The sequence below is a fragment of the Hymenobacter lapidiphilus genome (assembly GCF_003417065.2).
Lineage (GTDB): Bacteria > Bacteroidota > Bacteroidia > Cytophagales > Hymenobacteraceae > Hymenobacter.
On record NZ_QVLT01000010.1, the window covers coordinates 13,246 to 39,808 of the forward strand.

Sequence of the window (26,563 nt, forward strand, 5' to 3'; positions counted from 1 at the left end):
TCCGGCCTGCCGGCGTATCTTTGGGAAGATATTTTTCACCACTTGAAACGACGCGACTATGTTTGATATGGCCGGAATGATGGGCAAGATGAAGGACCTGCAAGAGAAGATGAAGCAGGCCCAGGACCAGCTGCAGTACCTGACGGCCACGGCCGAATCGGGCGGCGGGCTGGTGAAGGCCACGGCCAATGGCCAGCGCCGCCTGCTCAAGCTCGAAATCGACGACAGCCTACTCCAGCCCCAGGACCGCGACATGCTGGCCGACCTGGTGGTAGCGGCCGTGAACAAGGTGATGGAAGAGGCCGCCGCCAAGGCCCAGGAAGAGCTAAAAAAGACCACTTCCGGCCTCATTCCCAACATCCCCGGCCTCGACCTCGGCGGTTTTGGCATGTAGTTGAAGCTGTTTACAAAGTCAACAGCACGTCATGCTGAGCGCAGCCGAAGCATCTCTACCGCTTCGTTGAACGACCGCTACGAAGCGGTAGAGATGCTTCGACAAGCTCAGCATGACGTGCTGTTGACTTTGTAAACAGCTTCTATACTTTCTAAACAGCTTCGTTTTTAAGCTATTAGCTTTTAGCTGATAGCGGTTAGATTTTTTAAAGACAGCGTTCTGCAACCCCTACCCGACCCGTTTGCTGATTCAGCGGCACTTGCTGCAAGTGCCGCTGATGCTACCCCAGACACTTCGTGCGCCGATGTAGCGGTGGTCATCCTCAACTGGAACGGCCGGGATTTCCTGCGCCAGTTCCTGCCCGCCGTGCTTGCCCACTCGGCCGGAGCCGCCGTGCTGGTAGCCGACAACGCCTCGACCGACGATTCGCTGGCGCTGCTCAGGGCCGAGTTCCCAACGGTGCAGGTGCTGGAAAACGGCGGCAACCTGGGCTTCTGCGAGGGTTACAACCGGGCCTTGGCCCAACTCGGGCCCAAATTCCGCTACTACGTGCTGCTGAATTCCGATGTGGAGGTAACGCCCGGCTGGCTCGCGCCCCAGCGCGAGCTGCTGGAGGCCAACCCGCGCATCGCCGCCTGTCAGCCCAAAATCAGGCAGTACAGTGCTGACCCGGCCGTGCGCCAACTGTTCGAGTATGCTGGGGCCGGTGGGGGCTACCTCGATTCCATGGGCTACCCCTTCTGCCGCGGCCGCCTCTTCGACACGCTTGAAACCGACACCGGCCAGTACGACGACGCCCGGCCGGTGGCCTGGGCCACCGGGGCCTGCCTGCTGGTGCGGGCCGAAGCCTGGCACACGCTGGGCGGGCTGGAACCGGCCTTTTTTGCCCACATGGAGGAAATCGACTTCTGCTGGCGGCTGCAGAATGCGGGCTGGCAGGTGTGGTACCAGGGTGGCAGCACGGTGTTCCATGTAGGCGGTGGTACGCTGCATAAGTCCAACCCGCGCAAAACCTACCTCAACTTCCGCAACGGTCTGGCGCTGATATATCTCAACGCTCACCCGGCCGAGCTGCCCGCCGTGCTCATCGGCCGCGTGGCCCTCGACTGGGTGGCGGCCCTGCGCCTACTGGTCCAGGGCCAGACGGCCGACTTCCGGGCCGTGCTGCGGGCACACTGGCACTTTGTGGGCCGCCTGGGCTACTGGAACATCCGGCGGCGGCAGTTTCCGCCTCGCCTACGTCTGCACGAACGGGCCGGCACTTACACCGGCAGCCTCGTCTGGGCCTATTTCGCGCAGGGCAAGCGGTTTTTCGGCCAGTTGGGGGTGACAAGTGAGAATGTCAGTGCGAGCAGCGCGAAGCAATCTGGTCGAACAAAATGACAAGCTTAAAAAGCGCGAAGCCCCTGACGTCAGCACAGACATCAAGGGCTTTACGCTTTATTGAGCTTGTCGTTTTGAACACGCAGATTGCTTCGCGCTGCTCGCACTGACAATCTCACTTGTCTCTTACAAATCCCACACCGTGCTGCGCTGGCGACGCAGGGCCTGGCGCACATTGCGCCAGAAAGCCAGGGCGAAGTAGAGCACGATGGGCGAGCCGAAGGTGAAGAATGAGGCGTACACGAACGAGAGCCGTACGCTGCTGCTGGAAAAGCCCACGCGCTTACCGATGGCCTCACACACACCGAAGCTCTGCTTTTCTATGAAGTCGGTTATTCGGCGCATAAGGGTAATTTTAGCGGCGTAGTAAGTATTGGCTGGAGTAATATACGATGATTTTGCCCCGGTGTCAAGCACTTACGCAAGAACCGACCGGCAAGATACGTCTATCGGCTACCTTTCGTCGTTTGAGTTTTAAATTTCCTGACCCTACGGAGTCGTTGCCTATGCCCCATCTTCCGCGCCTGCTGCCCGCTGCCACTGGCCTGCTGCTGGCCGCTAGCCTGCTGCCCGCCTGCTCGCCTTTGCCCAAAGTGCTGAAAGCCGCCCAGACCGGCCAGTCGATTACCGTGCAGCCCGCCGTGCTGGAAAGCAACGGCCAGCAGGTGCGCTTCGAAGTGACGGCCAAAGTACCCGCCGCCCACCTGCGCAAGGGCGCGGCCTACAATGTGGCCCTGAGCTACCGTTACCAGAACGGCCTGCGCGAAGACACCGTGGGCCGGCTCACGTTCCTGTCGGGCGAGTACGTGTACGACGAGCAGCAGAAGAACATGCTCGTTATTCGGCGGCAGTTCGTTTTCCCCTACGCACCCCAGAAAAGCCCCGGCGAGCTGCTGGCCCGCCCCGATGCCCGCCTGACCAAGCCCAACGGTCAGCGCCTGAAAGGCCCGGAAATGGTGCTGGCCCGCGGCATCCTCACCACCAGCCAGCTGGTAGTCCGCCAGGATTCGGCGCTAACGCTGCTGCCCGAAACCGTGAGCAACGAGCGGAGCGGCACCCGCGTGCTGCCGTTTTACTTTGATGCCGGCAAGGCTGAAATCCGCAATTTCCTGGGCACCAACGTAGCCGCTCTCGAAGATTTCATCGAGGCCAACCAGCGCACCGAAAAGGTGATGATTGTGGCCGGCCACTCGCCCGATTCGCTCGACCGCCACGACCCGCGCCTGCCCGACCGGCGCGTGCAGGCCCTGACGAACTACTTTAAGAAGCGCGTCGACGAAAATTCCTACCTCAATAAGGTAGGCAACATCGACTTTGAAACCGAGGCCTACCGCCGCCGCTGGGACCTGTTTCTGAGCAAGGTGCAGCAGTCGGCCCTCAAGCCGGCCCAGATTGATTCGGTGGTGCTGCTCATCAACGACTCGCCCGGCTCCTTCGCCGAGAAGGAAAAGCGCCTGCACTCGCTCAGCTTCTACGACTACCTGGAGCAGTACATCTACCCGGTGCTGCGCTTCGGCACTGTGTCGGTGCGCTACTCGGCCCCCAAACGCTACGATTCGGAGGTGTATCTGCTCTCGAAAAAAATTGTGGAAAAGCAGACCGAGGCCGACGCCCTCACGGCCGAGGAGTTGCGCTATTCGGCCTCGCTCACGCCCCTGCTGGCCGAAAAGCAGCGCATTTTCGAAACTGCCGTGGCCACCACCGGGGCCTGGCAGGCCTACTACAACCTGGGCGCAGTGCTGCTGATGCGCTCCGAGAAGGAAACCAACCCCAAAGTCGTGCGGGCCTACCAGCGCCGGGCGGCGGTCAACTTCACGCTGGCCGCTCACCGCAACCCCACGGCCGAGTTGTTCTACCGCGTGGCCACCGCCTACCACCGCGCCAACGACCTGCCCGAAGCCCGCCAGAGCTACGACTATGCCATTAAGCTGGGCGGCACGCCAGCCATGCTCAGCAAGGCCTTCGCCGATAAAGCCGCCCTCGAAATTGAGATGGGCCAACCCGATGAGGCCCTGCGCAGCCTGAGCTACAGCGCCCCGCGCAGCTACCAAAACCTGATGAACCGAGCCCTCATCTACATCACAAAAGGCAACTACCCCGGCGCGGCGGCCATCTACGAGGAGGCGCTGGCACTGCGCCCCCAAGAGCCGCTGGTGTACTATAGCCTGGCCATTACGGCCGCTCGCCAGCATAACGAAGCCGCCGCCGCCACCCACCTGCGCCGCGCCGTGCAGCTCGACCGCAGCTACGCCAACCGCGCCGTCGAGGACCTGGAGTTCCGCGAGTTCACCAAGGGAAAGAAGTTTCTGGAGGCGTTGCGGTAGGGGATGATGAAGTAGATGAGGAAGAAACGATGTCATGCTGAGCGGAGCCGAAGCATCTCTACCGCTCCGTTGTGATGCTATTGATTAGCCAGCGGTAGAGATACTTCGACTGCGCTCAGCATGACACCGTTTCTTCGCTCTATTCACTTCTTTCACTTCGTCCACCTCATTTGCCCAACCGCGCCGCTCGTTGTAGCTTTACGGACCGGTTTGCTGCCGGCTTTTTTCTTTTCCAGATTTTTCGATTTTTCTACCTGCTATGCGGACCATCCAATTCCGGGAAGCCCTGCGTGAAGCCATGAACGAGGAAATGCGCCGCGACGAGCGCGTGTTTCTCATGGGCGAAGAAGTGGCCGAGTACAACGGCGCCTACAAAGTAAGCCAGGGAATGCTCGACGAATTCGGGCCGGAGCGCGTGGTTGATACGCCCATTGCCGAGTTGGGCTTTGCCGGTATCGGCGTGGGCGCGGCCATCAACGGCCTGCTGCCCATCATCGAGTTCATGACTTTCAACTTCTCGTTGGTAGCCATTGATCAGGTGATTAATTCGGCCGCTAAAATCTATTCGATGTCGGGCGGGCAGTACTCCTGCCCCATCGTGTTTCGCGGGCCGACTGGCAACGCGGGCATGCTTTCGAGCCAGCACTCGCAGAACTTCGAGAACTGGTTCGCCAACTGCCCCGGCCTGAAAGTGGTGGTTCCCTCGACGCCTTACGACGCCAAAGGCCTGCTCAAAAGCGCCATCCGCGACCCCGATCCGGTGATTTTCATGGAGTCGGAGTTGATGTACGGCGATAAGGGCGAGGTGCCCGAGGAGGAGTACCTCATCCCGATTGGCAAAGCCAACGTGGTGCGCGAAGGCACCGACGTAACCATCGTCAGCTTCGGCAAGATGATGAAAATAGCCCTCGAAGCCGCCGACCAGCTGGCCCAGGACGGCATCAAGGCCGAAGTAATCGACCTGCGCTCGGTGCGCCCCATCGACTACGACACGCTGATAGAATCGGTGAAGAAAACCAACCGCATGGTGGTGGTGGAGGAAGCCTGGCCGCTGGCCAGCATCAGCTCGGAGCTGGCCTACATGGTCCAGAACCGCGCTTTCGACTACCTCGACGCCCCTATCCGCCGCATCACCTGCATGGATGTGCCCTTGCCCTACGCTCCCACGCTCATCGAAGCCTCGCTGCCCAACGTGGAGCGCACCGTGAAGGCCGTGCGGGATGTGCTGTACGTCAAGGGTTAACCAATCACAGATTTGCGCTGATTTTCCACTGATCCGCTGGTATGCGGTAAGTCGGCTTCGTTGAAAACAAAAAGGCCCGCCTGGCGCGGGCCTTTTTACGTGGTGCCTTTCGGGCAGGCCGCACGACCAGACGGACGGGTTTTTGCGTACCTTTTCTCGCAGGCATCCAACTTTGCCCAATCTCTCCTACTTTTCTCCGCATGAACCACCGTCTGCATCTTCGCCTCGAACACCTGGAGCGCGCCACCAACCACCTGCTGGCTACCGTGGAGGCCATGGGCGAGCGGGCCACCGTTGCGCCGGGGCCAGAGCAGTGGTCGGCCGCGCAGGTAGTACAACACCTGCTGGTAGCCGAAACCGGCGTCGGGCAGTACATCGAAAAGAAGCTGCGCGAAGCCGATAAGCTTCAGCAGACGGGCGTGGTGGGCTTCCTGAAGTCGCGGCTGCTGCGCCTGGCGCTGCGGCTGCCGGGGCTGCGCTTTAAAGTGCCGCGCTACCTGGCCGAGCTCACGCCCGCCGAGGTACCCACGCTGCCCGAGCTGCGCACCCAGTGGGACGCCACCCGCCGCCACCTCGAACGCCTGCTCAACGAGTACCCCGGCAAGCTGCTGAGCCGAGCCATCTTCAAGCATCCCCGCTCGGGCATGCTCACCATTCACCAAACCCTCGATTTCATGCTCGACCACGTGCTGCACCACCAGAAGCAGGTGGAGCGCATTGCGGCAGCAGTCAATAAGCTAGAAGTCAGAAGCTAGAACACTTAATTGCCGTCTTTCAGGCAGTTCAGTATTATAGCTCCTGACTTCTAGCTCCTCCATTACAAATCCCGGTACGACTCGTGACGGGGCAGTTCGGTCATGAGGGCGGCAATTTCGGGTGGCGGGGTGGTGAGCTTGCGCGTGCGCAGGTCGAGCCACGCGCCTTCGACGCTGACGGTGGCGGCGGGGCGGCCGTCGGGCTTATAGAGCGTATGCACGATGTTCCAACGGGAGCCGTCGGCGTTCAGGCCCGACAGCTCGCCGCCCACGCGCAGCGGCTCGTTGATGTGCAGCTCTTTCAGAAAGCGGGTATCCTCACGGAACAGGATAGGCCCGAGGCCCGCCTTAGCGAAGTAGGGCAGCGTGAAGCCGCTGGCCGCCAGAAACTCGATGCGGTGCTGGGCGGCGTAGTCATTGTAAGCCGAGTGGCGCATGTGGCCATTGGGGTCCATGTCGGCCCAGCGTACGATGTAGGTGCGTTCGAACATTGATTTTGAGCTTTTAGCTGACCGAGGTCAGCTTTTTATTGATTGAATTGGAAACGTAGGCTATTAGCTAACGAGGCGGTATACAGCTTACATCAGGGAGAGGCGCACCAAGTACTGTTGCTGCTCGTCTTCCTCCAGAAACTCGACTTCGTAGCCGGCGGAGGTAGCACAATCCTGAAGCAGGCTGGGGTCAGCGAAAATCCAGCTGAACTCGGCCCCCTGCTCGGTGCCGTATTGCATCGAGTAGGTTACCTCGCCGTAATAGGGGCCGTTGAGGTTGAACACCAGCGCCCCGTCCTCGTCTTCGTAGAGGTAGCTGATATCGGAAGAAGTGGCCAGAATCTGGCCGCCGGGGTTGAGCAGGCTTTTGGCGTGCTGCAGGAACTTCTCCAGCCCTTCGAGCGTGCCTACCAAACCCACGCCGTTCATAAGCATGAGCACCGTGTCGAATTTTTCGCCCTGGGCCAGAGCCGGGTCGAACAGGTCGTGGCAGGCTACCTCGCGTACGCCGCGCTGCTCCATTACGGCCACCGCGCCGGGCGAAATATCTATAGCCTTCACGACGAACCCGCGTGTCTGGAGCTCCAAGGCGTGGCAGCCAGCGCCGGCCCCGAGGTCGAGCACCCGGCCCTGGCACTGCTCCAGAGCGGTGCGCTCCAGATCGGGCATTTCCCAAAGTGAGCGAAAAAAGTAGGCGGCCGGCAGCACTTCCTCATCGGTTACAGAGCTGTGCACGGCCAATGTGGCGCTTAGCTGGCCCTGCTGGTAGGCCTGTAGCGCGTGGCCCAGGGGGTCGGGGGCCGTAGTTTCGGGAGTTGACATGGTGCAAAGATAGGCGGGGCGGGAAGTAGGAGCGAAAAAGCAAAACGGCCCGGGCCCGGTTATGCCAGCTGAGCCGCCCTTCGCCCCCGCCCGTACAGCCACTTTATCCTTTACACGCTTCGCCTTGACTTCTCACAGTAAAGCCAACCTGCCCACCAAGCTCTGCCTCACCTGCGGCCGGCCCTTTGCCTACCGCAAGAAGTGGCGCAACTGCTGGGACGAGGTAAAATACTGCGGCGAAAAATGCCAGCGCAACCGCCCCAAATCGGAATTACCCGCCTCTGCTCAGGCGTAGTCAACGTATCCTTGCGGCCGCGTTCTGCGTTCAAACAGGTACTCTTCCCCAACTATAACCCCTCTGCCGCATGGCCAGCAACCTCGATTACCTTGCTCCCGAACTCAAGCCGCTCGAAGAAAAACTACAAGCTTATTTGGCAGCCGAGAAAGAGCTGACGCAGGCCGAAATTGCCGCCACCAGCCTCACCCAAAGCCCCCTACCGGCCCCAAATGCAGAGTTGGGCCAGCGCCCGGCGCCCGGCAGCTTCCCGGAGCCAGCCGACGAGGCGGCCAGCGAGTTGCAGAACCTGCGCGACGATTTAACTGCCCAGCGCCAGGAAATTATCGACCTGTTGCCTGTGCGCGACGAGTGGGTGAAAGTAAACCTGGGCTACGGCCCTAGCCGCGTTGGGGCTTTCGGCGTGCCGGCTCCCGGCACCGGCTACGAGTTGCGAGTAGTTATCTAGCAAAAGGGCCCGGGCAGGCAGGCGCTCTGCCTCCTCGAAACGTTAACAGCGCCGGCAACCCGGGGGCCTCAGCCCTGGCGGTTGCCGGCGCTGCTGCGTTCGGGCCGAACTGGCCATTATGCAGTCGTAACAAGCATATCCCGGGAATGTCAGGGCTGATGGAAATAAAAAAGGCTCCGGTAGCACCGGAGCCCTTTTCCACAACCAAAAGCCATAACGAAATATTATAGCCCTTTCAATGCAATAGAGGCACTTTTTAAAAGTTAAATGTGAGTGAGTTGTTAGTGAGTTGTGTTAGTAGTTATCTTTGTGTACTTGCAACGGGGCAAGCCTCTTATAATACTAAAATGGCATCTATTGCATTCAGAATTGACACTGTGAACAAGCGGAAAGCTGAACAGCCTGTCATGGTTCGCTACTCTCACAACAAAACCAGCTTTGTACTCAGTACGGAAGTATCAGTACTGCCTAGTCAGTTCAAAAATGGAAAGATTGTAAACCATGATAATGCTACTGGACTGAACAGAAAGTTAAGTTTAGTAAATGACCGTATAGAGTACGCCCTAGATAATGTTACTAAACAGAAAGTTGAACCATTAGCTCCATTAGTAAAAGAAGAGTATAAAAGATTATTAAATTCTATTGCTGCTATTGAATCAGTAGGCGGTAAAGAGGGTATAGATAAAGTATACGATATTATTGAGTTATCAGATATTGAGGAATTAGAGAATAATATATTAGAACACCGTTCCGCAATAACAATATTAGAATCACAAATAGAAGTAATAAAGCGAAAGCGTAACGAATGGGTATCAGACCTGCTATCTGAATATGTTAAGGAACATCCTTTGCGTAAAGGCAAAACCTTATCAGTCTCAACTATTCGTATTTTCAAATCAATTTCAAATCTGTTAATAAAGTTCAATCCTGAATTAAAGATTACGGAAGTTACGGATAAGACTTTATATCAGTTTCAGGATTTCATGATTAGCGAAGGAAAAGTAAATGGCACTATTGAGAAGTACATAGGAAAGATAAAAGAAGTGTTAAACTACCAGAAAGACCGTTTAACACTTACTAACTATTATAAAGATTATTCCTTTGAATTAGAAAGTAAAGAAGATAACATTATAGCGTTAGAAGAATCAGATATTAAATCATTGTTAGAATTAAAATTTAATGTTGGTAGAAACCTAGATAAACCATCTTATGAAAAAACTAGGGATATGTTTGTTCTCATGTGTTCTACGGGCTTGCGTTTTGTAGATATTGCGTTAACTCCTGACAAAATTAAAAACAATCAGATAGTATTGACCCCCATTAAAACCAGAAAAAAGAATATCAAAGTATTTATTCCTCTGAATCCTATATCAAAAGCAATACTCAAAAAGTATGATTACAATATACCTAAAATGCAAGATAATTACTTCACTGAAAACCTAGCAATTATTGCCCAGCGTGTTCCTGCCTTACATAGAAAAGAAGTTGTAACTAATATTTCAGGTTCAACAATTACTGCGAAAGAGTTTGACAAAGATGGAAATCCCGTTGCCCAACCTATTTATAAATTAATGAAATCACATAGTGGTCGGCGTACATTCATTAATATTTGTATTGACTATAATGTTAAACCTATAACCATAATGGGAATGTCCGGACACACTGATATTGCCCAGCTTAATACTTATGCTGACACACGTAGGGAGTTACGGCAACGTGAGGGTAAACGAGAAGTGTTAAACCTGTTAGACTTACCGGCAAGTATTGAGGGTGTTTAACTTGTAAAGGCACCACTACGGGCACCAATACCCTCAAGCCTAACCCATACTACAAAGCCCCGCTAGCATTCGTTAGCGGGGCTTATTCGTGTTTATACGTTTGGTGTTGGGTCTGTCGGGTCTGGTCCCCATCCATAATTATCAAATATCTTATTCATCTTATCAACTTTTATAATTTTCTTGGCTTCCATTAAATCTTCTAACTGAAATTCGTTTCTTGCGTTAGCGTGTTTTGTCAATAAATCATACTCCGATTTATGTAAGAAAAAGAATTGCGAGGATGAATTAACGTAAAATACGTAAGCATAATCAATATGAGTTTGAAAATCAGTTTTAAATAATTCTATCTTGATATTTTCTATTGGCTGTTGAATATTTATTGGTTGTTGACTGGTTTGATTGATAATATGGTTTAACAGTTCAATTTCTGTTTTCGGTGGTGTTGTAGGTATTGGCATTATGTAAGGGTTTATATGGTGAGTTGCAAAGGTACGGTATTGCCCTGTTATAGCCTCTCTAAGCTACTCTAAGCTACTCTAAGGCTCTAAGGCTAACCTATACCCTCTCGGTACTGCTAGACGTGTGGTGAGCATGGAACAGCTAGTAAAAGGAAAAAGGCTGCTACCATTACGGCAACAACCTTTCCCGACAACAATAATCCACGCAATAGATTATCCAAAACCTAAGTATTATATATCCAAAATATATTTAGTTTAAAAGATTATCAATTTTATTACTTCGGTTAATTGAATTTCCGTAAGCAATGTACTCATCAATTGTTTTAAACTTAATGTACAATGACTTGTTGTGAAAACAATCTTTAATAACGACTTGAAAATAGTTATCAACATTCATGCCAGTCACCGTGAAATTAGAAAGTTTGTTATTAATTTTAAAAGTATCGTAAAAAGCAGTGAATACTATTCTAGTTTCATTGCCTTCACTATGTTCAATCCAGAAATCATTCTTTGATTTGAACTTGAATTTATAAACTTGCTCTGCGTTCTTTATTGGTGTCATGTTAGTTTTGGTTATTTTAAAAGATTATCAATTTTATCATTGCGTTCTATTGCTTTGAGAAATGTTTTCCAGGTCTTGTATAAGCTAAGTATTTGAAAATATAACTCACCATTATATCCATCAATTACACCATTAATATTTTTACAAATCCACTGCTTAAACTCAGTTGGTAAAGTAGGAGTTGACAGAAAGATATAACCGTTAGCATCTTCACCTTGAAAAGTATAGGACGTTCTGTTACGACCTACTTTGTCTTTATATTCTGACTTAGATAGAGTGAAGTAATGAAAGTCTATTATTTCTTTCCATTCAATTATCCATTTATTAAAATTATAAATTTGTGGTGTCATGATATTGGTTATTATTTTGTTTTTGTTTTTGTTTTAACGCTTGGAGCTATACCGTATTCAGCATAGACTTGAAATATTACTGCTTTCACATCTTCAACTATTCCAGGAACACAATAAATTGCATCGTGAATAGTATAGAATTTATTAATTCCGTTCTTATACAGTTGAGCACAAACTTTCTGAATCATAATATCTGATTCTGCTTTTTGCATTTCACCTGCTAGCATCTTATTGCTATGATTCTTTTTGAATGCTCTAATGCTAGCATACACGGTTGGATAGTGTTTGGCAAAACCATGTTCCCATTGTGAAACCCTTACACCGCTACTAAAGAAAACCTTTGCAAAAAACTGAATCTTAAACTCAGATGGATTTACAATGAAAGTAGGGTCAATTAATGCTTGTGCTTTCACATAGAATTTACCGGCTTCACATTCTTCAATAAACCGGCTCACATCTTCCGGTATTATAGCAGCCGTAGCGTACTGTTTCTTTAGCTCTAAGGCATACATCAAAGGTTGGCTATTACTTACATCAATTTCAGTTAGATGCTCACCATCAATAGATAAAAAGTGTCGTATCAATTTAGGATAAGACGTTAAACGACTAAAGAACCGACCCGTTTTATTTGGGTCTGCTGCTGGGGAGTAATCCCCCGCTGCTATACTATCAATCATTTTATTCCATTTAGAAGCTAAACCGATATTCATTCTCCTATCATAATTCCAAATGTAGTTTTCAATCTTTGGTTTTAATAGTAGCTTTTCCTTTACTGCTTTTTCTACGAAAGCATAGGCACCAGGAGCATCAATCTTTACTAATGGTAGATTGTCGGCTAATAGTTTGAACGTGCCTGTAAGGGGCTTAAAACTAGGGTTAACAGGTAAGTAATCTGTATTTGGTTGCCACCCTTTCGGACCGGCTTTAACTTTCGGGTCTGTATCAATCCATTTACTGAATCCTAAATCTAATACTTCATCCAAAATCTTAACTGTTACATCAGTTTTATATTGAATAGATAATGTTCCTTTATTAAACTCTGATTTATTCTCACGTCCCCGTTGTGCTATACCCCATTCCACAAAATGAGAAATAATATCAGTTGCAAAATCTATCTTCATTGCTTTACCTAATACACGCGTATCTTTTAAAATTGGTTTGTGTTTGGTATAACTCCACTTAACACGGTTAGCTCTCGGATAAAGAATATGTGTTTCCAATAACTGAGTAAAGACATAGTAATATTTCCAAAGATGATTGTTAATAGAAATGGTTGACCATCCTTTGTCTACTAATTTACTTTTGAAACAAATATCGTTTGGTGCGTATAATATATACATTGGATATAATTTTGTTTTGGGGGTGCTGCCGTGGTGGGCGGCACCCTTTTTGTTTTAGCTCTTTTTAAGCTCTGTAACAGCCTCAAATTTCATCTGTATCAATTCCTCTAACAAATCGGTTTGCTTAACGTGTAGCATACTACAAAGCTCTTTAACAAGGTCTCTGCTTGCAGTTGGTATACCAACATTCACAAAGTACTTGTTTCTATGTTGTTGTGTTTTCTTTACTTGGTTTTCCATGTTGTTTAAATTGTTTGTTTTTATTGTTCTAACTATTATATAAGTAGGAACTAATAAAGTTTGATTTTCTTTCAACTATTTTTCAAAATACTTTCTAGGTTAGATGTTGTTAGGCTCATCCTTCGCCGTATTAGTGGTTTGCCTGCTTGACGCTGGCACCCCTTCACTTTTGATTATTAACTAATTAGAAGCAGATATTAAAAAGTGCACTACCTATTGGGATAATAGAAGACAATAAAAAGAAATAAAAAAAAGAAAAGAAAGAAAATAAAATCTCACTGTTACTATAGGTAGTGCACTTTTTAATAATTCAATAATCTTATCATAATATGAAGGGGTACCCGCCCAAGCGGGGATACCAACTACACGGCGAAGGATGAGCCTAACTAAAGTCTACCATCAAAATAATCAATACCAAAAAATCAAATCAATAATAAAATGTCAGAATATTATCAATTATTAAATAGCAAAGAGGTTAACTGGAAAAACAATAATAAAAAAACCAGTTAACCTCTCTTTCACTCTTTCCAATAAGTAAGATTTAAAATAACGAGGTGAAGCGAAACCCCGACTGGAAAAAGCTAGCTATTTAATTATCCCTTCCTGGCTTGATGCTCTGCTAATAGTCTAGCTTCATGCTCTGCTTTATTCTTTTCATTCTGTTGACGAATAGCAATAACTTTTAAATTACGCTCTGTTTGCACTTTGTTAAACTCTGCTGACTTCAATAATCCTAGAACTTGTAATTCATTGGCTACTGCCTTACCATCATTCAAATCAATAGTCATTTCAATTTTCCGGTTAAACTCTGCTAAGCTCTTAATATCAAATCCTAATCCTTTTAGCATGGTAACAGCATCAGTAACAACCGTAGCATATTGCTTCACCATATCCAGAACCTTACTATTATTAGTATCAGACCAATCTATTACAAAGCTTTTCAGATACTCAGTAACAGACAATTGATAAGATACTAGCTCTGATAGGGTCGGCATCTTCACGTTATCACTTCGCAGACTAATATTGCAAGCGTTTAATGAAGTATGCAGGTCGTTTAATGCATTGGTTAAATCAGTTACGATACTATACCCGGCAAGATTGATAGTGGAGTTAATGAGTTCTTGTTTAGATAAATCAGTTTTCAACATATCGTACTGCATTTTCAATCCCGAATGCACTGCTACCAACTTCAAAAACATGGTTGTCTTTGCTTGAAATAGTAAATCATTTATATCAACACTGAGTTTCAAATTATTCTCAGTGAGTAATGCATGAAACTTTGATATTGAATCAGTGTAGGTCTTATATCGTTTAACTAGTTCTTCATATCGTATAGATGTTATCATTACTGTTATAAAGATTTTTTATGGTTTGATACTCTCTTTTCAATTCGTGCTTTCATCTTGCGTTCTTCTCTGATAGCAGTAATATCACGTTGCTCTTTCTTGTTCTTAAAGTCGCGGGTTATTCCAGCGTTCAAGATGTCATCTTCGCTATACTTTATATTCTTACCAATATGCGACCCATCCGATTCCACTACCTTACTAGGTTGCTTTGCTAATATCGTTTTGGCTTTACTTATTGCTTTGTTTAATTTGTCTAGAAATGCCATGTTAAATTTTGTTGTTTTTTATAATAGTAATGTATTGTTCAATTGCAGTAATAATAAGTTTTGTTCTTGTGCAGTTGGTTTGCTCAACTACTTCGTCAATATCTGATAACATAGCCGGTTTAATTCTTACACATACACTTGCGGAACTATTATAGGTCGGCTTCATTGCTTTAGTCAGTTCAGCTAACGTCTTATTTAAATCAAATTCATTCATGTGAGTTTAAAGTATTTACTATTTATAATGGAAAAGGCTATAACTGTAATGCAGGTAGTTCACACATTTTTAAAGATATTTCAGAGTAAAATTGAATAACAGTAACTTATTTCAGTGTGTATCTTAATTATCAAATAGTTATGGTTTGGATGGCTGAATATTAGTTAAAAAATAAATACTTTATTTAGAAGTTGGCACGGTATTATTTGGCATGATTTTATATTTCACTATGAAGTAAAAGAGAAGTATATCCGTAATATTTGGAAGTAGTATGAAGTCAGTATGAAATCTATTCTCACAATTGCTGATTCTCTATGCCATAGATAGCCCGCTACCACGTTCGTAGTGTGGCGGGCTTATGATTCCCTTATCTGATAGGTGCTTGCCGTGAAGGTGCCTTAAACAGCGTTATCCTGAATATCTGTTATCTACTATGTTATTTTGGCTTGTTTCGGGTGGTGCTGACAGCTCTTAGGCTGCTATATGGTGCTATCAGTGTAGCATGTGGTGTTATAACAGCACGAAAAAGAGCTAACAACCAATTAAGGCTATCCGCTCTAAAGTACAATTAACCATTAGCCTAGTAACTAACACTGATTTCTAATTCACTGACACAAAAACACCTATTCTGTGTTAGTGAGTACATATCTTAAAATCATTATATCACCGTAACTCACTGACTATAAGGCATAAAAAAAGCGTGACTAATAGCCACGCTCTTTTCCACAACCAAAACACCTAATAAACTATTCTTTCAAATCTGTTCTGTCAACTATCAGGCCAAAGCCTTTCTAACGACGGTTGATTTTGCCGAAACAGTTGTTAGGGTCTTCTGGCAAGAAGAGGCAAGAAGCGCGCCTAAAGGTTGCAGACCCACCGCTTATTTTTTTGTAACCGGCCCTCTTTTGCTCAGAACAAGTCAAATCAGACTCAGACAGACCTATTTATACGGAATGTCAACTACTTACTGCTTCGTGATGCGGCTGACGATACGCGAGTCGTTCAGCTCCATTACCAGCAGGTAAATACCTGCGGCGCCGGGTACCTTCACGTCGGTGCGTTGGTGCCCGGGCGGACATTTACGGCCTGCGTGAGTACCGTGCGGCCCAACAGGTCGGTTACCCGCAGTGTGCCGGTGCCGCTGCTACGCGCCTCGAAACGGAAGCTGAGTGCATCGCGGAAAGGGTTGGGTGCGGCGACAAAGCCTTCGGCTACTAGCGCGGCTGGTTGAGCGGCCAGCAGTACGCTTAGCCGGCGGAAGTCGCGCAGTACCTGGCCCCGGATTTCACCACCGGGATTGACGGCCGTGTGCAGATTCACATAAATACTATCGCGGCGGAACTGCAGGGCGCGGCGAGCCGTGAAGGGGTTAGTGGCATTGGGCGCGTCGTTGACGGCGTTCCAGTAAGCATCGGCCCCGCTGGGTGGGGTGGTGGCGTTGAAGAACGGTAGCAGGCTGAATACAACCGGGCCGCTCTGGCTGCTCAGGCCGGTATGGAAGTGGCCCGCCGTGGCCGGCCCCGAAAGGCCGCCCCAGGTCATGTTCAGGTGCACGTTCGACTGGTCGCGGTCCATCGATACGTAGCCCGCGCCGTAGCCAACGGTAGCTACGGGATTAGGCCGCTCTTGCTTGCCGCTCAGCACAAACGTGTAGCCCTCACGGGCCAGCCGGTACACCTGCCCCCGGATTTCGCCGTTGGGGTTGGCAGCCGTATTGAGCACCATGTTCACCTCACCGCGCAGAAAAAGATTAACGGTTTCGACATCCAGGCCGGTAAACGTGATAGCGAAGGCCGCCGGCGCAGTGGCAGGCAACGCTACCCGAGCCAAACGAACATCAACCGAATTGGGCTGGCCGGGATTGGCCGCGTACAGGTCAAACGAAGTTGGAGCACCGCTTAAGCCGGTATGCGTTGCAAAAATGGTCAGGGTATCGAGGGTAGAGTTGAGCCGGATAAACGACACGCCCTTGGCTGTTGAGGCGGTAGCCGGTACCACCTGCGCGGCATCGAGCCGGGCATCGTGGCTCAGGAAACGGGCCTCGCGGATGAGTTGGGCACGGATTTCTCCACCGGGGTTGGCGGCCGTATGCACGTTGATATAAATCTGCCCGGCGTTCAGGGCCGTAAGGAAGGCGGCCGTGGGCGTGATTTCGCCCTCAATCACATTGCCCGTGAGAAAAGGCATCAAATCGACGATAACCGGGCCAGAAGTACCAGCGGCGCCGGTGTGGAAGTGTGCGACGGTAACCGGACCGCTCAGGCCCGAAAATACCACCCGAAACTTCAGCTTGTTCTGCTGCTGGGCCAGGTTAAAGCTGCCCAGGCCAATGGCGTTGGTCGTAACAGCTGGTACCTGCTCGGCACCGCTCAGCACCCCCACGTATTCCTCATCCTTCTCCAGCTTTATCTGGCCTCTGATTTCGCCGCCGGGGTTGGCAGCTGTATGGATGTTGATGTAGTACGCCCCGCGCAGGTAACGGTCGAGCCTGGCCGGGGTAATGTCGGGGCCGGTCAGGAACCCGGTCAGCTGGTTTCCCTTGATCATCGAGAACAGGTTTGACACTACCGGCCCGGCCACACCCTCGAAGCCATTGTGCACGTGGGCCATCGTGATGGGGCCGCTCAGGCCGGTAAACGAGCCACTAATAAAGAGCGTGTCTTTGCGGGCGTTGAGCGTGAAGCTGGCCGTACCGCGGGCCGTGGTGGCTACGGCGGGAACTTCCTGGGCTCCGCTAAGCTGGGCCCCGAATAGCAGGTGGGCGCGGAGGTGGTCGGCCTGCGCGGCAAAGGGCCGGAGCAGTAAGCTCAGCAACAGGCTGAGCGTAGCGTAAGTAAAGGTTCGCAGCATGATGAATAGGTTGAAGTAAAAAAAGAATTGATAGCAGGAAACTGCTTGGCGGAGCGAAGGTTCTGGCCGGCATAGCAACTGCTTGCTATAAGGTAGGTCTTTTCTGGGCGGCCAGCACTTCGCCCCAATGGCTAAAGTCGTATTTTGCGCTCTGACAGGGGTTTTTGCGGGTACCGCAAGACCAAAATTTTACTACTTTTTTACGCTGCTGCGGCCCTATGGAAGCTCCCAACCCCGAATTCATGCGCGAAGCCATTCGCCTTTCTATTGAGAAAATGCAGGCCGGCCACGGCGGACCCTTCGGCGCGGTAGTGGTGCGCAACGGCGAAATCATTGCCCGCGGCTTCAACCAGGTAACCAGCACCCACGACCCCACCTGCCACGCCGAAGTAGATGCCATCCGTAAGGCCTGCGCCGCGCTGGGCACCTTTCAGCTCACTGACTGCGACCTATATACCAGTTGCGAGCCCTGCCCCATGTGCCTGGGCGCCATTTACTGGGCCCGGCCGCGCCGCGTGTTCTATGGCAACACCAAGCAGGATGCCGCCGCTATTGGCTTCGACGACCAGTTCATTTACGAAGAGCTGGAAAAGCCCCTCGACCAGCGCCACCTGCCCATGCAGCCGATGCTGCGCGACGAGGCCCTGGCTGGCTTCCGCGCCTGGGAGCAGCACGAGGCCCGCTTGAATTATTAAGCTGTTAGCTGAGAGCTATTAGCTATTAGCTTTCGTTCGATAAAAAGCTAACAGCTAACAGCTGCCAGCAATTAGCTCACGTTATGAGGTTTCTCCCCCTGCTGCTGCGCATTTTAGCCGTCCTGGTACTGGGGCTGCTGCTGTTGGCAGGGGCGGGGTTGTGGGCGCTGCAGTCGGAATGGGGGCACCAGCGCCTGACGCAGCTGGTGCGCCAGCGACTGGCCGCCCACTCCGACCTGGTGCTGGCGCCACTGAAGCTGGATTACTCGCTGCTGCGCGATTTTCCTTATCTGACGGCCTCGCTGCACCATTTGTCGCTCACCGACACATCGGCGCGCCGGGCGGTAGAGGTGCTGCGCGTGGGCCGGGCCGATATGCGCCTGGCGCTGCGCCCGCTCTGGCACGGCCGCTTCGAAGTGCAGCGCCTGACGCTGCACAACGCCGAGTTCCGGCAGCTGACCGACTCGACGGGCCACGACTGGGGCCTGCGGGGCCGCGGGCCGCGCCGCACCCGCCCCCAGCTACCACCCGATTTCGACCTCGATTCGCTGATTATCGTGAACCTGCGGGTTTCCGACCGCAACGAGCTGCACCACAGCGGCTTTGGAGCGCGCGTAGCCCACGGGCGGCTGGCGGTGCGTACCCGTGGGGGCGTGGCCCGGGTGCAGGGCCGGCTGGTGGGCCGGCTCAATTACCTGCGCAGCAGCCGCAATCTTATTTTTTCGCAGGAAGACGTGGTGGCCCGGGTGCGCTACGGCTACGATTTCGGCCGGCGCGAAGGCACCTTCCGGCGCACCCGGGCCACGCTCAGTGGCGACACCGTACACATTAGCGGTACGCACCGCGGGGCCGGGCCGGGCGAACCCCGCGGGGCCCGCCTCAACCTGCACTTCCGGGGTTACCAGCCGCTGCTGAAGGTGCTGCGGGTGGCGCTACCCAACAACCTGGAGCGCTACCTCGAAGGCACCACCAGCCCCAGCCGCGCCCGCATCGACTACACCATTCGGGGGCTGACTGGCCCCACCGTGCGGCCGCGCACGGTGCTGCGCTTCGAGCTGCGCGACGCCCAGGTGCAGTGGCCCGACCCCGAACGCCGCATCCGCCGCTGGGATGCCCGCGGCGTGTTCGACAACGGCCCGGGCCACAACCTGCGCACCACTTACCTCACCTTCGAGCAGTGCCGTATCTACTCAACAGCCGGCCAGCTCGATGCCCAGCTGACGGTGCGCGACTTTACCCGGCCCCGGGTGCAGGGCCGGGTGCGGGGCCGCACCGAGCTGCAAACCCTGGCCGCCGTAGTGGTGCCCGACCTGTGGCGGGCCCGGAGCGGTGCGGCCGCCCTCGACCTGGAGCTGGATGGCTGGCTGCCCAGCTTCAGGCCGCGGCGGGCCGGGCCGGGCCGGCGGCCGCTACGCCTGCCGGTATCGGTGAAGGGTACCGTTAGCCTGGAAAACGCCTTCTTTGATATCCCGAACCGGCAGGCCCGGATGCGTGCGCTCAACGTGCGGGTCCGGCTGAACGACAGCCTCTGGAAGCTTGAAAACCTGACCGGGCAGCTCAATGGCATGCACCTGCAGGCCGACGCTACTACTACAAATCTGCTGGCCTACGCGAGCGGGCAGCACCCCACCACCCACATCAGCGGCTCGCTGAGCGTGGATGAGCTGCGCCTGCCCGAGTTGCGGCGGCTGCTGGCTCCACCGCGCCACCCTACCCGCAGGCCGGCCGCCACCACCGACGCCGACCCGGCCCAGGCAGCCGATATGCTGACTATTTTGCCAGCCGGCCTGCGCCTGGATGGCGTGCGCCTGCGTTGCGCCCGGCTGGTACTGGCAGACGATACGCTGCACGAGCTGGCCGCCACCGTACACCACGACGGCGGCCGGGTGGCGCTGCGCGACCTGCAGGTGCGGGTGTGGGGCGGGCAGCTGGGCGGGCAGGCCAGCTGGTCCACCGACAACCAGTCGGGCTCCGAGCCGGTGCAGGTGCGCCTGAAGGTGCAGGTTCCCAACCTGAGCTACGAGCGGCTGCTGGCCCGCATTTCGCGCCCGCCCCGCCGCCCACCGGGGCAAGGCAACAACGACCCTACGCTGCGCGAGATTCTACTATCTACCAGCGGCCGCATCGATGTGGCTATCGGCCAACTGCAGCTAACGGACGCCAGCAGCCTCCACCAGTTGCGCTTTCATGTAGATAAAACCGGACCCGCTTTTCAGATTCCTGACCTTACGTTCCGCACCAATACCGGCGGGCAGGGCAGCATCCGGGCGCAGGCAACGCTGGCGGGCATTCAGCTGACCCGGGCGCGTGCCATAGTGGAGCTGCACTACGATACGCTGAACGTGCAGCGCTTTCTGAAGCTACTCGCCGACCTGGGAACCGTACCACCACCCGACCAGACCCACGTCCGGCAGTCGGGCCGCGAGACGCGGGCCGACCGGGCCGCCAACCGGGCCGCCGGACGGCCGCTCCGCAGACCACGCCCCGGCCGACCAGCCCGGCCGGCGTCGCCGTTTCTGGACGGTACCATTACAGGGCAGGTGCACGTAACGGCCAACCGCATGCACTACGGTGTGCTGCGGGGTACCGATTTTGACCTGCTTACCACCCTCGAAGCCGGCCAGGCCCGCCTGGAAAGCTGCACGGTGCAGGCTTTTGGGGGCGAGCTGACCCTACGCGGAGTAATGCGCACCGATTCCGGTGCCAACCACCATCCATTACGCGCCCATATGCAGCTGCGCAACGTGGAGCTACCCCAGCTGTTTGCGCTGGCCATCCCGCTGGGCCTCGATGTGCTGGGGCCCGACAACGTGCGGGGCCGCATGCAGGCCGAGGCCACCATCCGCACCGACCTCGACCAGACCTTCCTGCCCCGCCTGGCCACCACCCGCGCGCTGGTGCAGGCCGATTTAGTTAAACTGGAGCTGCTGGAAGTAGATGCGCTAATGCAGGCACTGCGGATGCTGAGCCCGCGCCGCACCAGCCACCTGTTCTTCGAACCGGTGCAGGCCGATTTTCTGCTCGACAAAGGCCAGCTGCTGATTCCCGACCTCAACCTGAGCAGCAACCTGACCGATATGCAGGTAACCGGCGAGTACGGCCTCGACGGCCGCGCCGACCTGTTTGTAGGCCTGAGTCCGCTGCAAACCCTGTTCGGCAACAACCGCAAACGCGTCGAGCGAATCCGGAGCGGCGAGGCCACGGAGCGTCGCAGCCGGGGCCTTATCTACCTGCAGCTGCACCGCCAGCCCGGCAGCCGCTACAGGGTGCGGCTCTTCAAAAAGCAGCAGCAACGCCAGCAGCAGGCCGAAGTGCAGGAAAAGTACCAGCGCCTACTCCGCCTTTTTGCGGATTGAGTGAGGGGGTAAAAGACCGGTCATTCTGAGCGCAGCCGAAGAATCTTTACCGCCAAACTAACTCCCGAACACGGGGCTACTTTGGCGGTAGAGATTCTTCGGCTGCGCTCAGAATGACCGTTTTCTTTATCCTTTTCACTTCCCCCCTTTCCTGCTCTACTCCTGCTTCAGCGGCAGCGTAAGGGTGAATTCGGTGAAGTTGCCTTCCTCTGAAACAACGCGTAGGGTGCCACCGTGGCCTTTGGTGATAATATCGTGAGCCAGCGAGAGGCCTAGGCCGGTGCCCTCGCCCACAGGCTTGGTAGTGAAGAACGGCTGAAAGATGCGCTGTTGCACTGCGGGGCTCATGCCGGTACCGTTGTCGCGCACCTTCACCTGTACCTGGCCGGCCAGCAGCGCGGTGCTTACCCGCAGCTCGGGCACGTAGCCGGGCCCCGCCACCGCCGCCCGACCGGCCAGCGCGTAGAGGGAGTTGGTGAACAGGTTGAGCAGCACGCGCTCTACTTCGGGCACCAGCACGGGCACCGGGGGCAGGTCGTCGCCCAGCACGGGGTGCAGCACGCCGGCGGGCAGCAGCAGGGCCGTATCGGGGCGACCTTCGTAGGCCAGGCGCAGCTGCCGGGCTACCAAGGCGTTGATGTTGGTAGGCTTTGGGGCAGCGGCACCGGTGCGGGCGTGGGCCAGCATGCTGTTGATGATGGACGAAGCCCGCTGCCCGTGCTGGCTGATTTCGTGCAGGTTGCGCCGCAGCCCGCTCATGATTTCTTCCCCCAGTTCGTCGGGAACACCGGTAGCGGGGCCGCCCGCTCCTGCTGCCGCGGCCGTTTCCTGCTCCAGCAGCTCGTTGCTAACCAAGGCCAGCCGGTTCATGAAGTTGAGCGGGTTCTGCAGCTCGTGCGCAATCCCGGCCGACAGCTCGCCCACGAAGGCCCACTTTTCGGCCGCCACCAGCTGGCGCTGGGTGGCCACCAGCTCGGCCTGCTGGCGGCTCAATTGCTCGTAGGCGCGCTTTTTCTGGCGGTAGTTGCGCCCCAGCACCACGCTCAGCCCCGTTACCAGCACCAGCCCGATCCCCGACACGCCCAGTAGCCACTGCTGCTGCTGGTTTTGCTGGCGCACCATAGCCGTTGCGCGGGTCAGCTCGCCGATGCGGTTATGCTGTTGCCGCAGCTCGAAGCCATACTGGAGCGCCGCCGTGCGCCGAATCAGGGCGCGGCTGCTGAGGCTGTCGTCGTAGGCGGCAAAGAGGCGGTGGTAGCGGTAGGCGTCGGCGAAGCGGCCCAGCCGGGCACTGGCTTCGGCCAGCACCCGGCTGCCGTCGCGGATATCTTCTTTCACGCCCCGCTGCTGGCTGGCCTGCAGGCCCGGCCGGCCATAATAAATGGCGCTATCGGGCCGGCGCAGGCGCAGCTGGGCGCGGGCCATCACCAAATCTACCAGCGGCAGGTAGCCCACCACATCGAGGCGGCGCAGTTCGGCGCGGGCCTGGCGGGCGTAGCGCAGGGCCTCGGCCGGGCGGCCCTGGCGCTCGGCCATATCGGCTATGTACACTTCCAGCACCATGCGGCCGGGGTTGTCGCCGAGGCTACGGGCCAGCGCGGCCCCTTCGGTGTAGTAGCGGCGGGCCTGCGTCCACTGGCCCTGAGCCTGGTACAGGTCGCCGAGGCCGCGCAGGCTTTGGGCCACGCCCCCTTGGTCGTTGGTTTGCCGGGCCAGGGTACGGCTTTGCTCCAGGTAGGCCAGGGCCTGCCCGTACTCGCCTAGCTGGGTGCTGATAACGCCCAGCTGGGCGTTGGTGAGCACCAGCCACTTGTTGTCGCGCAGTTTTTCGGCCTGCGTGAGGCCCTCTTGGGCGCTGGCCAGGGCCTTGGCATAGTTACCCTGCCCGAAGTAGATGTAGCCCAAGTTGTAGCCCACCCCAATCAGGTTGAGCGAGTCGCGGCGCTGCCGAAAAATGCGGGAAGCCTGCTGGGTAAAGGCCAGCGCCGGCGCGTACTCGTTGCGTTTACGGTAATAGAAGCCCAGCCCCAGCCAAGCCTTGGCCTGGCCCGGGGCGTAGCCTAGCCGGGTAGCCAGCGCGGCCGCCTCCTCGAAGCGGGTGCGCGACAGGCGCGGGTTGGAGGAGCGCAGCTCGAAAGCCAGCTGGTTGAGCTGCTGCACGCGAATGGTATCGGCGGCGGCCGGGGCTTTGGGGGTGGAGGCGCGTAGCGGAGCCAACGGCAGCAGCAGCCCCAGCAACAAGAGCAGCAGTACCAACAGTGGCCGCAACAGCCTCACTTTCCGCAGAATCAAGAGTACATTACCCATATAAGGCTGCTAAGATATTGCCTTATAAGGTAAACCACCGGCCAAAGGCTCCGGCATCCGGCCGGGCATGGGCCGGGTATTCGTTTAGGTGCGTGCCGGGGCAGTTTTTGGCGGCTAGAAACCTTTGGGCAGGTCGATGCCGCGGATGGTTCGGAACAGACCCAGCGCATTCTGGTCGGTAAGGCCGCCGATGTAGTCGGTGAGCAGGATGATTTGCTCGTAGGCACCCGCGTCCTGCTGGGGGCCGGTGCCGCGGAACTGCTCGGGCAGCAGCTGGCGCAGCTTACGCGAGCGGGCACTGTCGTGGGGGTCGAAGGTGGCGGCCAGAAAAGCGTCGAGCAGCCCGCCGAGCACCTCGAAGCCGGCGGCTTCAATTTCGAGCACCGGCCGGCTCTGGTAGAAGTGGTGGGCGGTGAGGCGTTGAACTTCCTCAAGCTGCTCCCAGCAGTCGAGCTGGCGCACCAGCGGCTCGTCGAGGTAGCCGCGCAGCAGCTGGGGCGCGCGGTCGGCGAAGCGGCGGGCAGTTTGCTGCACGAGTTGGTTGATGAGACGGGCGCGCAGGTAGCCCAGCTCCTCGCGCCAGTCGCGCCACTCCACCGAGCCGCGCCGGGTGGGCGCGTCGCCGAGCATATCGCGCAGCAGCGCCAGGCCTTTATCGCACGGAATCAGGCCCAATTTGAGGCCGTCCTCGAAGTCAATAATGCGGTAGCAGATGTCGTCGGCCGCTTCTACCAGGAAAGCCAGCGGGTGCCGGTGGTAGAAGCCGGCGGCCTCCGAATCGGCCGGTTTGGGCAGCAGGCCCAGCTCGCGGGCCACCTCCTCGAAACGGGCGGATTCGGTCTGGAAGTAGCCGTATTTCTTCTCGCTGGTGCTCTGGGTGAGGGCCTGTTCGGGCACTACCGAGGGGCGCGGGTACTTGCTGAACGCGCCCAGCGTGGCATACGTGAGGCCCAGCCCGGCCGAGCCGCTACTGTGAGCCGCGTAGGTGTGGGTGAGCACTCGGAAGCCGGCCGCGTTGCCCTCGAAATGCTGCAAATCGGCGCGCTGGGCCTCGCTGAGCATGCGCACGAACGGCTCGGCGGCTGATGAGCGGAAGTAGGCCGAAATAGCGTCCTCGCCCGAGTGGCCGAAGGGCGGGTTGCCGATGTCGTGGGCCAGGCAGGCGGCGGCCACAATGTCGCCGAAGTCGGAATCGAGGTGGGGCAGCTCGTCGGCCAGCCCTTCGGTTTCCTCAAGCAGCAGTCGTCCCCCGAGGCGGCCGAGCGAGCGGCCCACGCAGGCAGTTTCGAGCGAGTGCGTGAGGCGGGTGTGCACGAAGTCGGTTTCGGGCAGGGGCATGACCTGGGTTTTGCGCTGCAGCCGCCGGAAGGCCGAGCTGAACACCACCCGGTCGTAGTCGGCCACAAAGGCCCCGCGCACCGGCGCCGCCTCCGTCACGACGTGCAGCTGGGGCTGCTCGGGGTAGCGGCGGCGGCTCAGCAGCTGGCCCCAGCGCATGGTGGGGGCATTTTCGTCGGGAGGCGTGAGGTGAAGCATGGTAGATGGTTTTGGGCTGATTGAACGATGTAGGGGCGGGGCTTAGCTGCGCTGTCCTTCGGTTGTCCCCGCCCGCCGTTGAACGGAATCATTGTACGAGTGTACCGGTTTTATTCAACGGCAACCGTTCAAAGGCGGGCGGGGGCAACCGAAGGACAGCGCAGCTAAGCCCTGCCCCTACGGCACAAATCACTCCTCCCGCTCCTCTCCCACCCTACCCAGCAACCGCACGGTGGCGTAGCCGAGCAGCAGAAACAAGCCGTAGAGCAGCGTAACGCCCCAGGTGCCGAGGTAGGCGCGCGGGTGCAGCAAGCGGGTGAGAATGTCGTAGAACAAGCTGACGGGGTTGGTGAGCACGTCCCAGCTATTGAAGCGCAGGTAGCGGCCCAGGTAGATGCCGAAGCTGCTCAGCAGCAGCGCCAGCGTGGCAAAGCCCCAGCCGGTCAGCACGCCCAGCCGCCGCGTTACGAGCTGCTGCATATCCAGCAGCGAGGCGTAGGCCAGCATCAGGCCGTTCCAGGCGCAGCTCAGCAGCAAGGCCAGATCGTACCAGTAGGGCACGCCGGGGCGCGGGTGCAGGTGGAACAGGTCGGTGAGGATGTAGGGCGCGTTGGGAAAGAACAGCAGCCAGGCCGCCCCCACCGGCAGCAGCACGCGGGCCCGCAGCTGCCCGGCGCTCAGGCCCAGCATGGTGCTCAGCCCAAACGGCACCAGGGCCAGAAACAGGTTCCAAAGCAAAAACACAAATGTGAGCTGGCGCGTCAGCAGCACCCGGCCGGTAATCAGGGCCACGCTCAGGGCCAGTGAGAGGCCCAGCACCAACAGCAGATTCAGGCGCTGCCGCAACTGGGTCTGAGAAAATGTGCTAACCGACATCGACATGCCCGCAAATACGGGAATTTCAATCGTAGGAGCCTGGAACGCAAGAATTCAAACCCACAACGCGGCCCAACGAACTCGTAACGCAGACGAATGAACCTACAACGCGGACGTGTGAACCCATAACTTGGCCGAATGAACCCGTAACGCGGACGAGCGCACGCATAGCGCGTCTAATCGAAGCCGCCACATGGCCGAATGAACCCGCAACGTGGCTGAGTGAGTCCGTAA

Annotated in this window: 24 protein-coding genes; 10 read left to right on the plus strand and 14 right to left on the minus strand. The window is 55.2% G+C overall.

What is annotated here, in order from left to right:
• The first annotated feature begins 58 nt into the window (after nucleotides 1–58).
• Nucleotides 59–394: a YbaB/EbfC family nucleoid-associated protein gene (locus D0N36_RS07805; protein WP_116940845.1), complete on the plus strand. Its 336-nt coding sequence runs from the start codon at nucleotides 59–61 to the stop codon at nucleotides 392–394.
• A gap of 312 nt (nucleotides 395–706) precedes the next feature.
• A complete protein-coding gene (locus D0N36_RS07810) occupies nucleotides 707–1,777 on the plus strand; it encodes a glycosyltransferase family 2 protein (protein ID WP_116940846.1) in 1,071 nt (356 codons plus the stop codon).
• 126 nt (nucleotides 1,778–1,903) lie between these two features.
• On the opposite strand, the gene D0N36_RS07815 is transcribed toward D0N36_RS07810, so the two are convergent.
• On the minus strand, nucleotides 1,904–2,122 hold the full coding sequence (locus D0N36_RS07815) for a PspC domain-containing protein (RefSeq protein ID WP_116940847.1): 219 nt from the start codon (nucleotides 2,120–2,122) through the stop codon (nucleotides 1,904–1,906).
• Between the two features lie 161 nt (nucleotides 2,123–2,283).
• Here D0N36_RS07815 and D0N36_RS07820 point away from each other — a divergent pair, with 161 nt between their 5' ends.
• The 3 genes from D0N36_RS07820 (at nucleotide 2,284) to D0N36_RS07830 (ending at nucleotide 6,099) form a co-directional block, all read left to right on the plus strand.
• Entirely contained in the window at nucleotides 2,284–4,101 is a 1,818-nt protein-coding gene (locus tag D0N36_RS07820; protein WP_190242576.1) for a tetratricopeptide repeat protein, read from the plus strand.
• A gap of 259 nt (nucleotides 4,102–4,360) precedes the next feature.
• Nucleotides 4,361–5,344, plus strand: a complete 984-nt coding sequence (locus D0N36_RS07825) for a pyruvate dehydrogenase complex E1 component subunit beta (RefSeq protein WP_116940849.1) — start codon at nucleotides 4,361–4,363, stop codon at nucleotides 5,342–5,344.
• 200 nt (nucleotides 5,345–5,544) lie between these two features.
• Nucleotides 5,545–6,099: a DinB family protein gene (locus tag D0N36_RS07830; protein ID WP_116940850.1), complete on the plus strand. Its 555-nt coding sequence runs from the start codon at nucleotides 5,545–5,547 to the stop codon at nucleotides 6,097–6,099.
• Nucleotides 6,100–6,161: 62 nt separating this feature from the next.
• Here D0N36_RS07830 and D0N36_RS07835 read toward each other — a convergent pair whose 3' ends face one another.
• Both D0N36_RS07835 and D0N36_RS07840 read right to left on the minus strand, forming a co-directional pair.
• A complete protein-coding gene (locus tag D0N36_RS07835; RefSeq protein WP_116940851.1) occupies nucleotides 6,162–6,590 on the minus strand; it encodes an acyl-CoA thioesterase in 429 nt (142 codons plus the stop codon).
• An 87-nt stretch (nucleotides 6,591–6,677) separates the two neighbouring features.
• The gene (locus D0N36_RS07840; RefSeq protein WP_116940852.1) at nucleotides 6,678–7,412 is read right to left on the minus strand and encodes a class I SAM-dependent methyltransferase; all 735 of its coding nucleotides are present in this window, start codon (nucleotides 7,410–7,412) and stop codon (nucleotides 6,678–6,680) included.
• 124 nt (nucleotides 7,413–7,536) lie between these two features.
• Between D0N36_RS07840 and D0N36_RS07845 the strand changes: the two genes are divergently transcribed.
• The 3 genes from D0N36_RS07845 (at nucleotide 7,537) to D0N36_RS07855 (ending at nucleotide 9,933) form a co-directional block, all read left to right on the plus strand.
• The gene (locus D0N36_RS07845) at nucleotides 7,537–7,707 is read left to right on the plus strand and encodes a DUF2256 domain-containing protein (RefSeq protein WP_116940853.1); all 171 of its coding nucleotides are present in this window, start codon (nucleotides 7,537–7,539) and stop codon (nucleotides 7,705–7,707) included.
• 70 nt (nucleotides 7,708–7,777) lie between these two features.
• A complete protein-coding gene (locus D0N36_RS07850; RefSeq protein ID WP_116940854.1) occupies nucleotides 7,778–8,155 on the plus strand; it encodes a hypothetical protein in 378 nt (125 codons plus the stop codon).
• Nucleotides 8,156–8,424: 269 nt separating this feature from the next.
• Nucleotides 8,425–9,933 carry a phage integrase SAM-like domain-containing protein gene (locus D0N36_RS07855; RefSeq protein WP_147320788.1) on the plus strand — a complete coding sequence of 503 codons (1,509 nt, stop codon included), beginning with the start codon at nucleotides 8,425–8,427 and terminating at the stop codon, nucleotides 9,931–9,933.
• Nucleotides 9,934–10,025: 92 nt separating this feature from the next.
• On the opposite strand, the gene D0N36_RS07860 is transcribed toward D0N36_RS07855, so the two are convergent.
• The 8 genes from D0N36_RS07860 to D0N36_RS07895 form a co-directional block, all read right to left on the minus strand.
• On the minus strand, nucleotides 10,026–10,391 hold the full coding sequence (locus tag D0N36_RS07860) for a hypothetical protein (RefSeq protein ID WP_147320789.1): 366 nt from the start codon (nucleotides 10,389–10,391) through the stop codon (nucleotides 10,026–10,028).
• Nucleotides 10,392–10,964: 573 nt separating this feature from the next.
• Nucleotides 10,965–11,303 carry a hypothetical protein gene (locus D0N36_RS07865; protein WP_147320790.1) on the minus strand — a complete coding sequence of 113 codons (339 nt, stop codon included), beginning with the start codon at nucleotides 11,301–11,303 and terminating at the stop codon, nucleotides 10,965–10,967.
• 11 nt (nucleotides 11,304–11,314) lie between these two features.
• Nucleotides 11,315–12,643 (minus strand): hypothetical protein, encoded by a 1,329-nt coding sequence (locus tag D0N36_RS07870; protein ID WP_147320791.1) that lies wholly within the window; start codon nucleotides 12,641–12,643, stop codon nucleotides 11,315–11,317.
• Nucleotides 12,644–12,697: 54 nt separating this feature from the next.
• Nucleotides 12,698–12,958, minus strand: coding sequence for a hypothetical protein (locus D0N36_RS07875; RefSeq protein ID WP_147320792.1), 261 nt, complete (start codon nucleotides 12,956–12,958; stop codon nucleotides 12,698–12,700).
• A 518-nt stretch (nucleotides 12,959–13,476) separates the two neighbouring features.
• A complete protein-coding gene (locus D0N36_RS07880) occupies nucleotides 13,477–14,133 on the minus strand; it encodes a hypothetical protein (RefSeq protein WP_147320793.1) in 657 nt (218 codons plus the stop codon).
• A 101-nt stretch (nucleotides 14,134–14,234) separates the two neighbouring features.
• On the minus strand, nucleotides 14,235–14,495 hold the full coding sequence (locus D0N36_RS07885) for a hypothetical protein (protein ID WP_116940859.1): 261 nt from the start codon (nucleotides 14,493–14,495) through the stop codon (nucleotides 14,235–14,237).
• 1 nt (nucleotide 14,496) lies between these two features.
• Nucleotides 14,497–14,709 (minus strand): hypothetical protein, encoded by a 213-nt coding sequence (locus tag D0N36_RS07890; protein ID WP_147320794.1) that lies wholly within the window; start codon nucleotides 14,707–14,709, stop codon nucleotides 14,497–14,499.
• 1,047 nt (nucleotides 14,710–15,756) lie between these two features.
• Nucleotides 15,757–17,559, minus strand: coding sequence for a CHRD domain-containing protein (locus D0N36_RS07895; protein WP_116940860.1), 1,803 nt, complete (start codon nucleotides 17,557–17,559; stop codon nucleotides 15,757–15,759).
• Between the two features lie 218 nt (nucleotides 17,560–17,777).
• Between D0N36_RS07895 and D0N36_RS07900 the strand changes: the two genes are divergently transcribed.
• Both D0N36_RS07900 and D0N36_RS07905 read left to right on the plus strand, forming a co-directional pair.
• Nucleotides 17,778–18,254, plus strand: a complete 477-nt coding sequence (locus D0N36_RS07900; RefSeq protein ID WP_116940861.1) for a nucleoside deaminase — start codon at nucleotides 17,778–17,780, stop codon at nucleotides 18,252–18,254.
• Between the two features lie 83 nt (nucleotides 18,255–18,337).
• On the plus strand, nucleotides 18,338–21,610 hold the full coding sequence (locus D0N36_RS07905) for an AsmA-like C-terminal region-containing protein (RefSeq protein ID WP_116940862.1): 3,273 nt from the start codon (nucleotides 18,338–18,340) through the stop codon (nucleotides 21,608–21,610).
• A 156-nt stretch (nucleotides 21,611–21,766) separates the two neighbouring features.
• Here D0N36_RS07905 and D0N36_RS07910 read toward each other — a convergent pair whose 3' ends face one another.
• The 3 genes from D0N36_RS07910 to D0N36_RS07920 all read right to left on the minus strand — a co-directional run bounded on the left by D0N36_RS07910 (nucleotide 21,767) and on the right by D0N36_RS07920 (nucleotide 26,335).
• Nucleotides 21,767–23,917, minus strand: a complete 2,151-nt coding sequence (locus tag D0N36_RS07910) for a tetratricopeptide repeat-containing sensor histidine kinase (RefSeq protein WP_116940863.1) — start codon at nucleotides 23,915–23,917, stop codon at nucleotides 21,767–21,769.
• A 114-nt stretch (nucleotides 23,918–24,031) separates the two neighbouring features.
• Nucleotides 24,032–25,453 (minus strand): dGTP triphosphohydrolase, encoded by a 1,422-nt coding sequence (gene dgt, locus D0N36_RS07915; RefSeq protein ID WP_116940864.1) that lies wholly within the window; start codon nucleotides 25,451–25,453, stop codon nucleotides 24,032–24,034.
• 189 nt (nucleotides 25,454–25,642) lie between these two features.
• Nucleotides 25,643–26,335, minus strand: coding sequence for a DUF1361 domain-containing protein (locus D0N36_RS07920; RefSeq protein ID WP_116940865.1), 693 nt, complete (start codon nucleotides 26,333–26,335; stop codon nucleotides 25,643–25,645).
• Nucleotides 26,336–26,563: the final 228 nt, after the last annotated feature.

Excerpts from the sequence above, each read along its gene's own strand:
- D0N36_RS07805 (WP_116940845.1), top strand. The coding sequence starts at position 59 with ATGTTTGATATGGCCGGAATGATGGGCAAGATGAAGGACCTGCAAGAG.
- D0N36_RS07815 (WP_116940847.1), bottom strand. The coding sequence starts at position 2,122 with ATGCGCCGAATAACCGACTTCATAGAAAAGCAGAGCTTCGGTGTGTGT.
- D0N36_RS07820 (WP_190242576.1), top strand. The coding sequence starts at position 2,284 with ATGCCCCATCTTCCGCGCCTGCTGCCCGCTGCCACTGGCCTGCTGCTG.
- D0N36_RS07825 (WP_116940849.1), top strand. The coding sequence starts at position 4,361 with ATGCGGACCATCCAATTCCGGGAAGCCCTGCGTGAAGCCATGAACGAG.
- D0N36_RS07830 (WP_116940850.1), top strand. The coding sequence starts at position 5,545 with ATGAACCACCGTCTGCATCTTCGCCTCGAACACCTGGAGCGCGCCACC.
- D0N36_RS07835 (WP_116940851.1), bottom strand. The coding sequence starts at position 6,590 with ATGTTCGAACGCACCTACATCGTACGCTGGGCCGACATGGACCCCAAT.
- D0N36_RS07840 (WP_116940852.1), bottom strand. The coding sequence starts at position 7,412 with ATGTCAACTCCCGAAACTACGGCCCCCGACCCCCTGGGCCACGCGCTA.
- D0N36_RS07850 (WP_116940854.1), top strand. The coding sequence starts at position 7,778 with ATGGCCAGCAACCTCGATTACCTTGCTCCCGAACTCAAGCCGCTCGAA.
- D0N36_RS07860 (WP_147320789.1), bottom strand. The coding sequence starts at position 10,391 with ATGCCAATACCTACAACACCACCGAAAACAGAAATTGAACTGTTAAAC.
- D0N36_RS07865 (WP_147320790.1), bottom strand. The coding sequence starts at position 11,303 with ATGACACCACAAATTTATAATTTTAATAAATGGATAATTGAATGGAAA.
- D0N36_RS07870 (WP_147320791.1), bottom strand. The coding sequence starts at position 12,643 with ATGTATATATTATACGCACCAAACGATATTTGTTTCAAAAGTAAATTA.
- D0N36_RS07885 (WP_116940859.1), bottom strand. The coding sequence starts at position 14,495 with ATGGCATTTCTAGACAAATTAAACAAAGCAATAAGTAAAGCCAAAACG.
- D0N36_RS07890 (WP_147320794.1), bottom strand. The coding sequence starts at position 14,709 with ATGAATGAATTTGATTTAAATAAGACGTTAGCTGAACTGACTAAAGCA.
- D0N36_RS07895 (WP_116940860.1), bottom strand. The coding sequence starts at position 17,559 with ATGCTGCGAACCTTTACTTACGCTACGCTCAGCCTGTTGCTGAGCTTA.
- D0N36_RS07900 (WP_116940861.1), top strand. The coding sequence starts at position 17,778 with ATGGAAGCTCCCAACCCCGAATTCATGCGCGAAGCCATTCGCCTTTCT.
- D0N36_RS07905 (WP_116940862.1), top strand. The coding sequence starts at position 18,338 with ATGAGGTTTCTCCCCCTGCTGCTGCGCATTTTAGCCGTCCTGGTACTG.
- D0N36_RS07910 (WP_116940863.1), bottom strand. The coding sequence starts at position 23,917 with ATGGGTAATGTACTCTTGATTCTGCGGAAAGTGAGGCTGTTGCGGCCA.
- dgt (WP_116940864.1), bottom strand. The coding sequence starts at position 25,453 with ATGCTTCACCTCACGCCTCCCGACGAAAATGCCCCCACCATGCGCTGG.
- D0N36_RS07920 (WP_116940865.1), bottom strand. The coding sequence starts at position 26,335 with ATGTCGATGTCGGTTAGCACATTTTCTCAGACCCAGTTGCGGCAGCGC.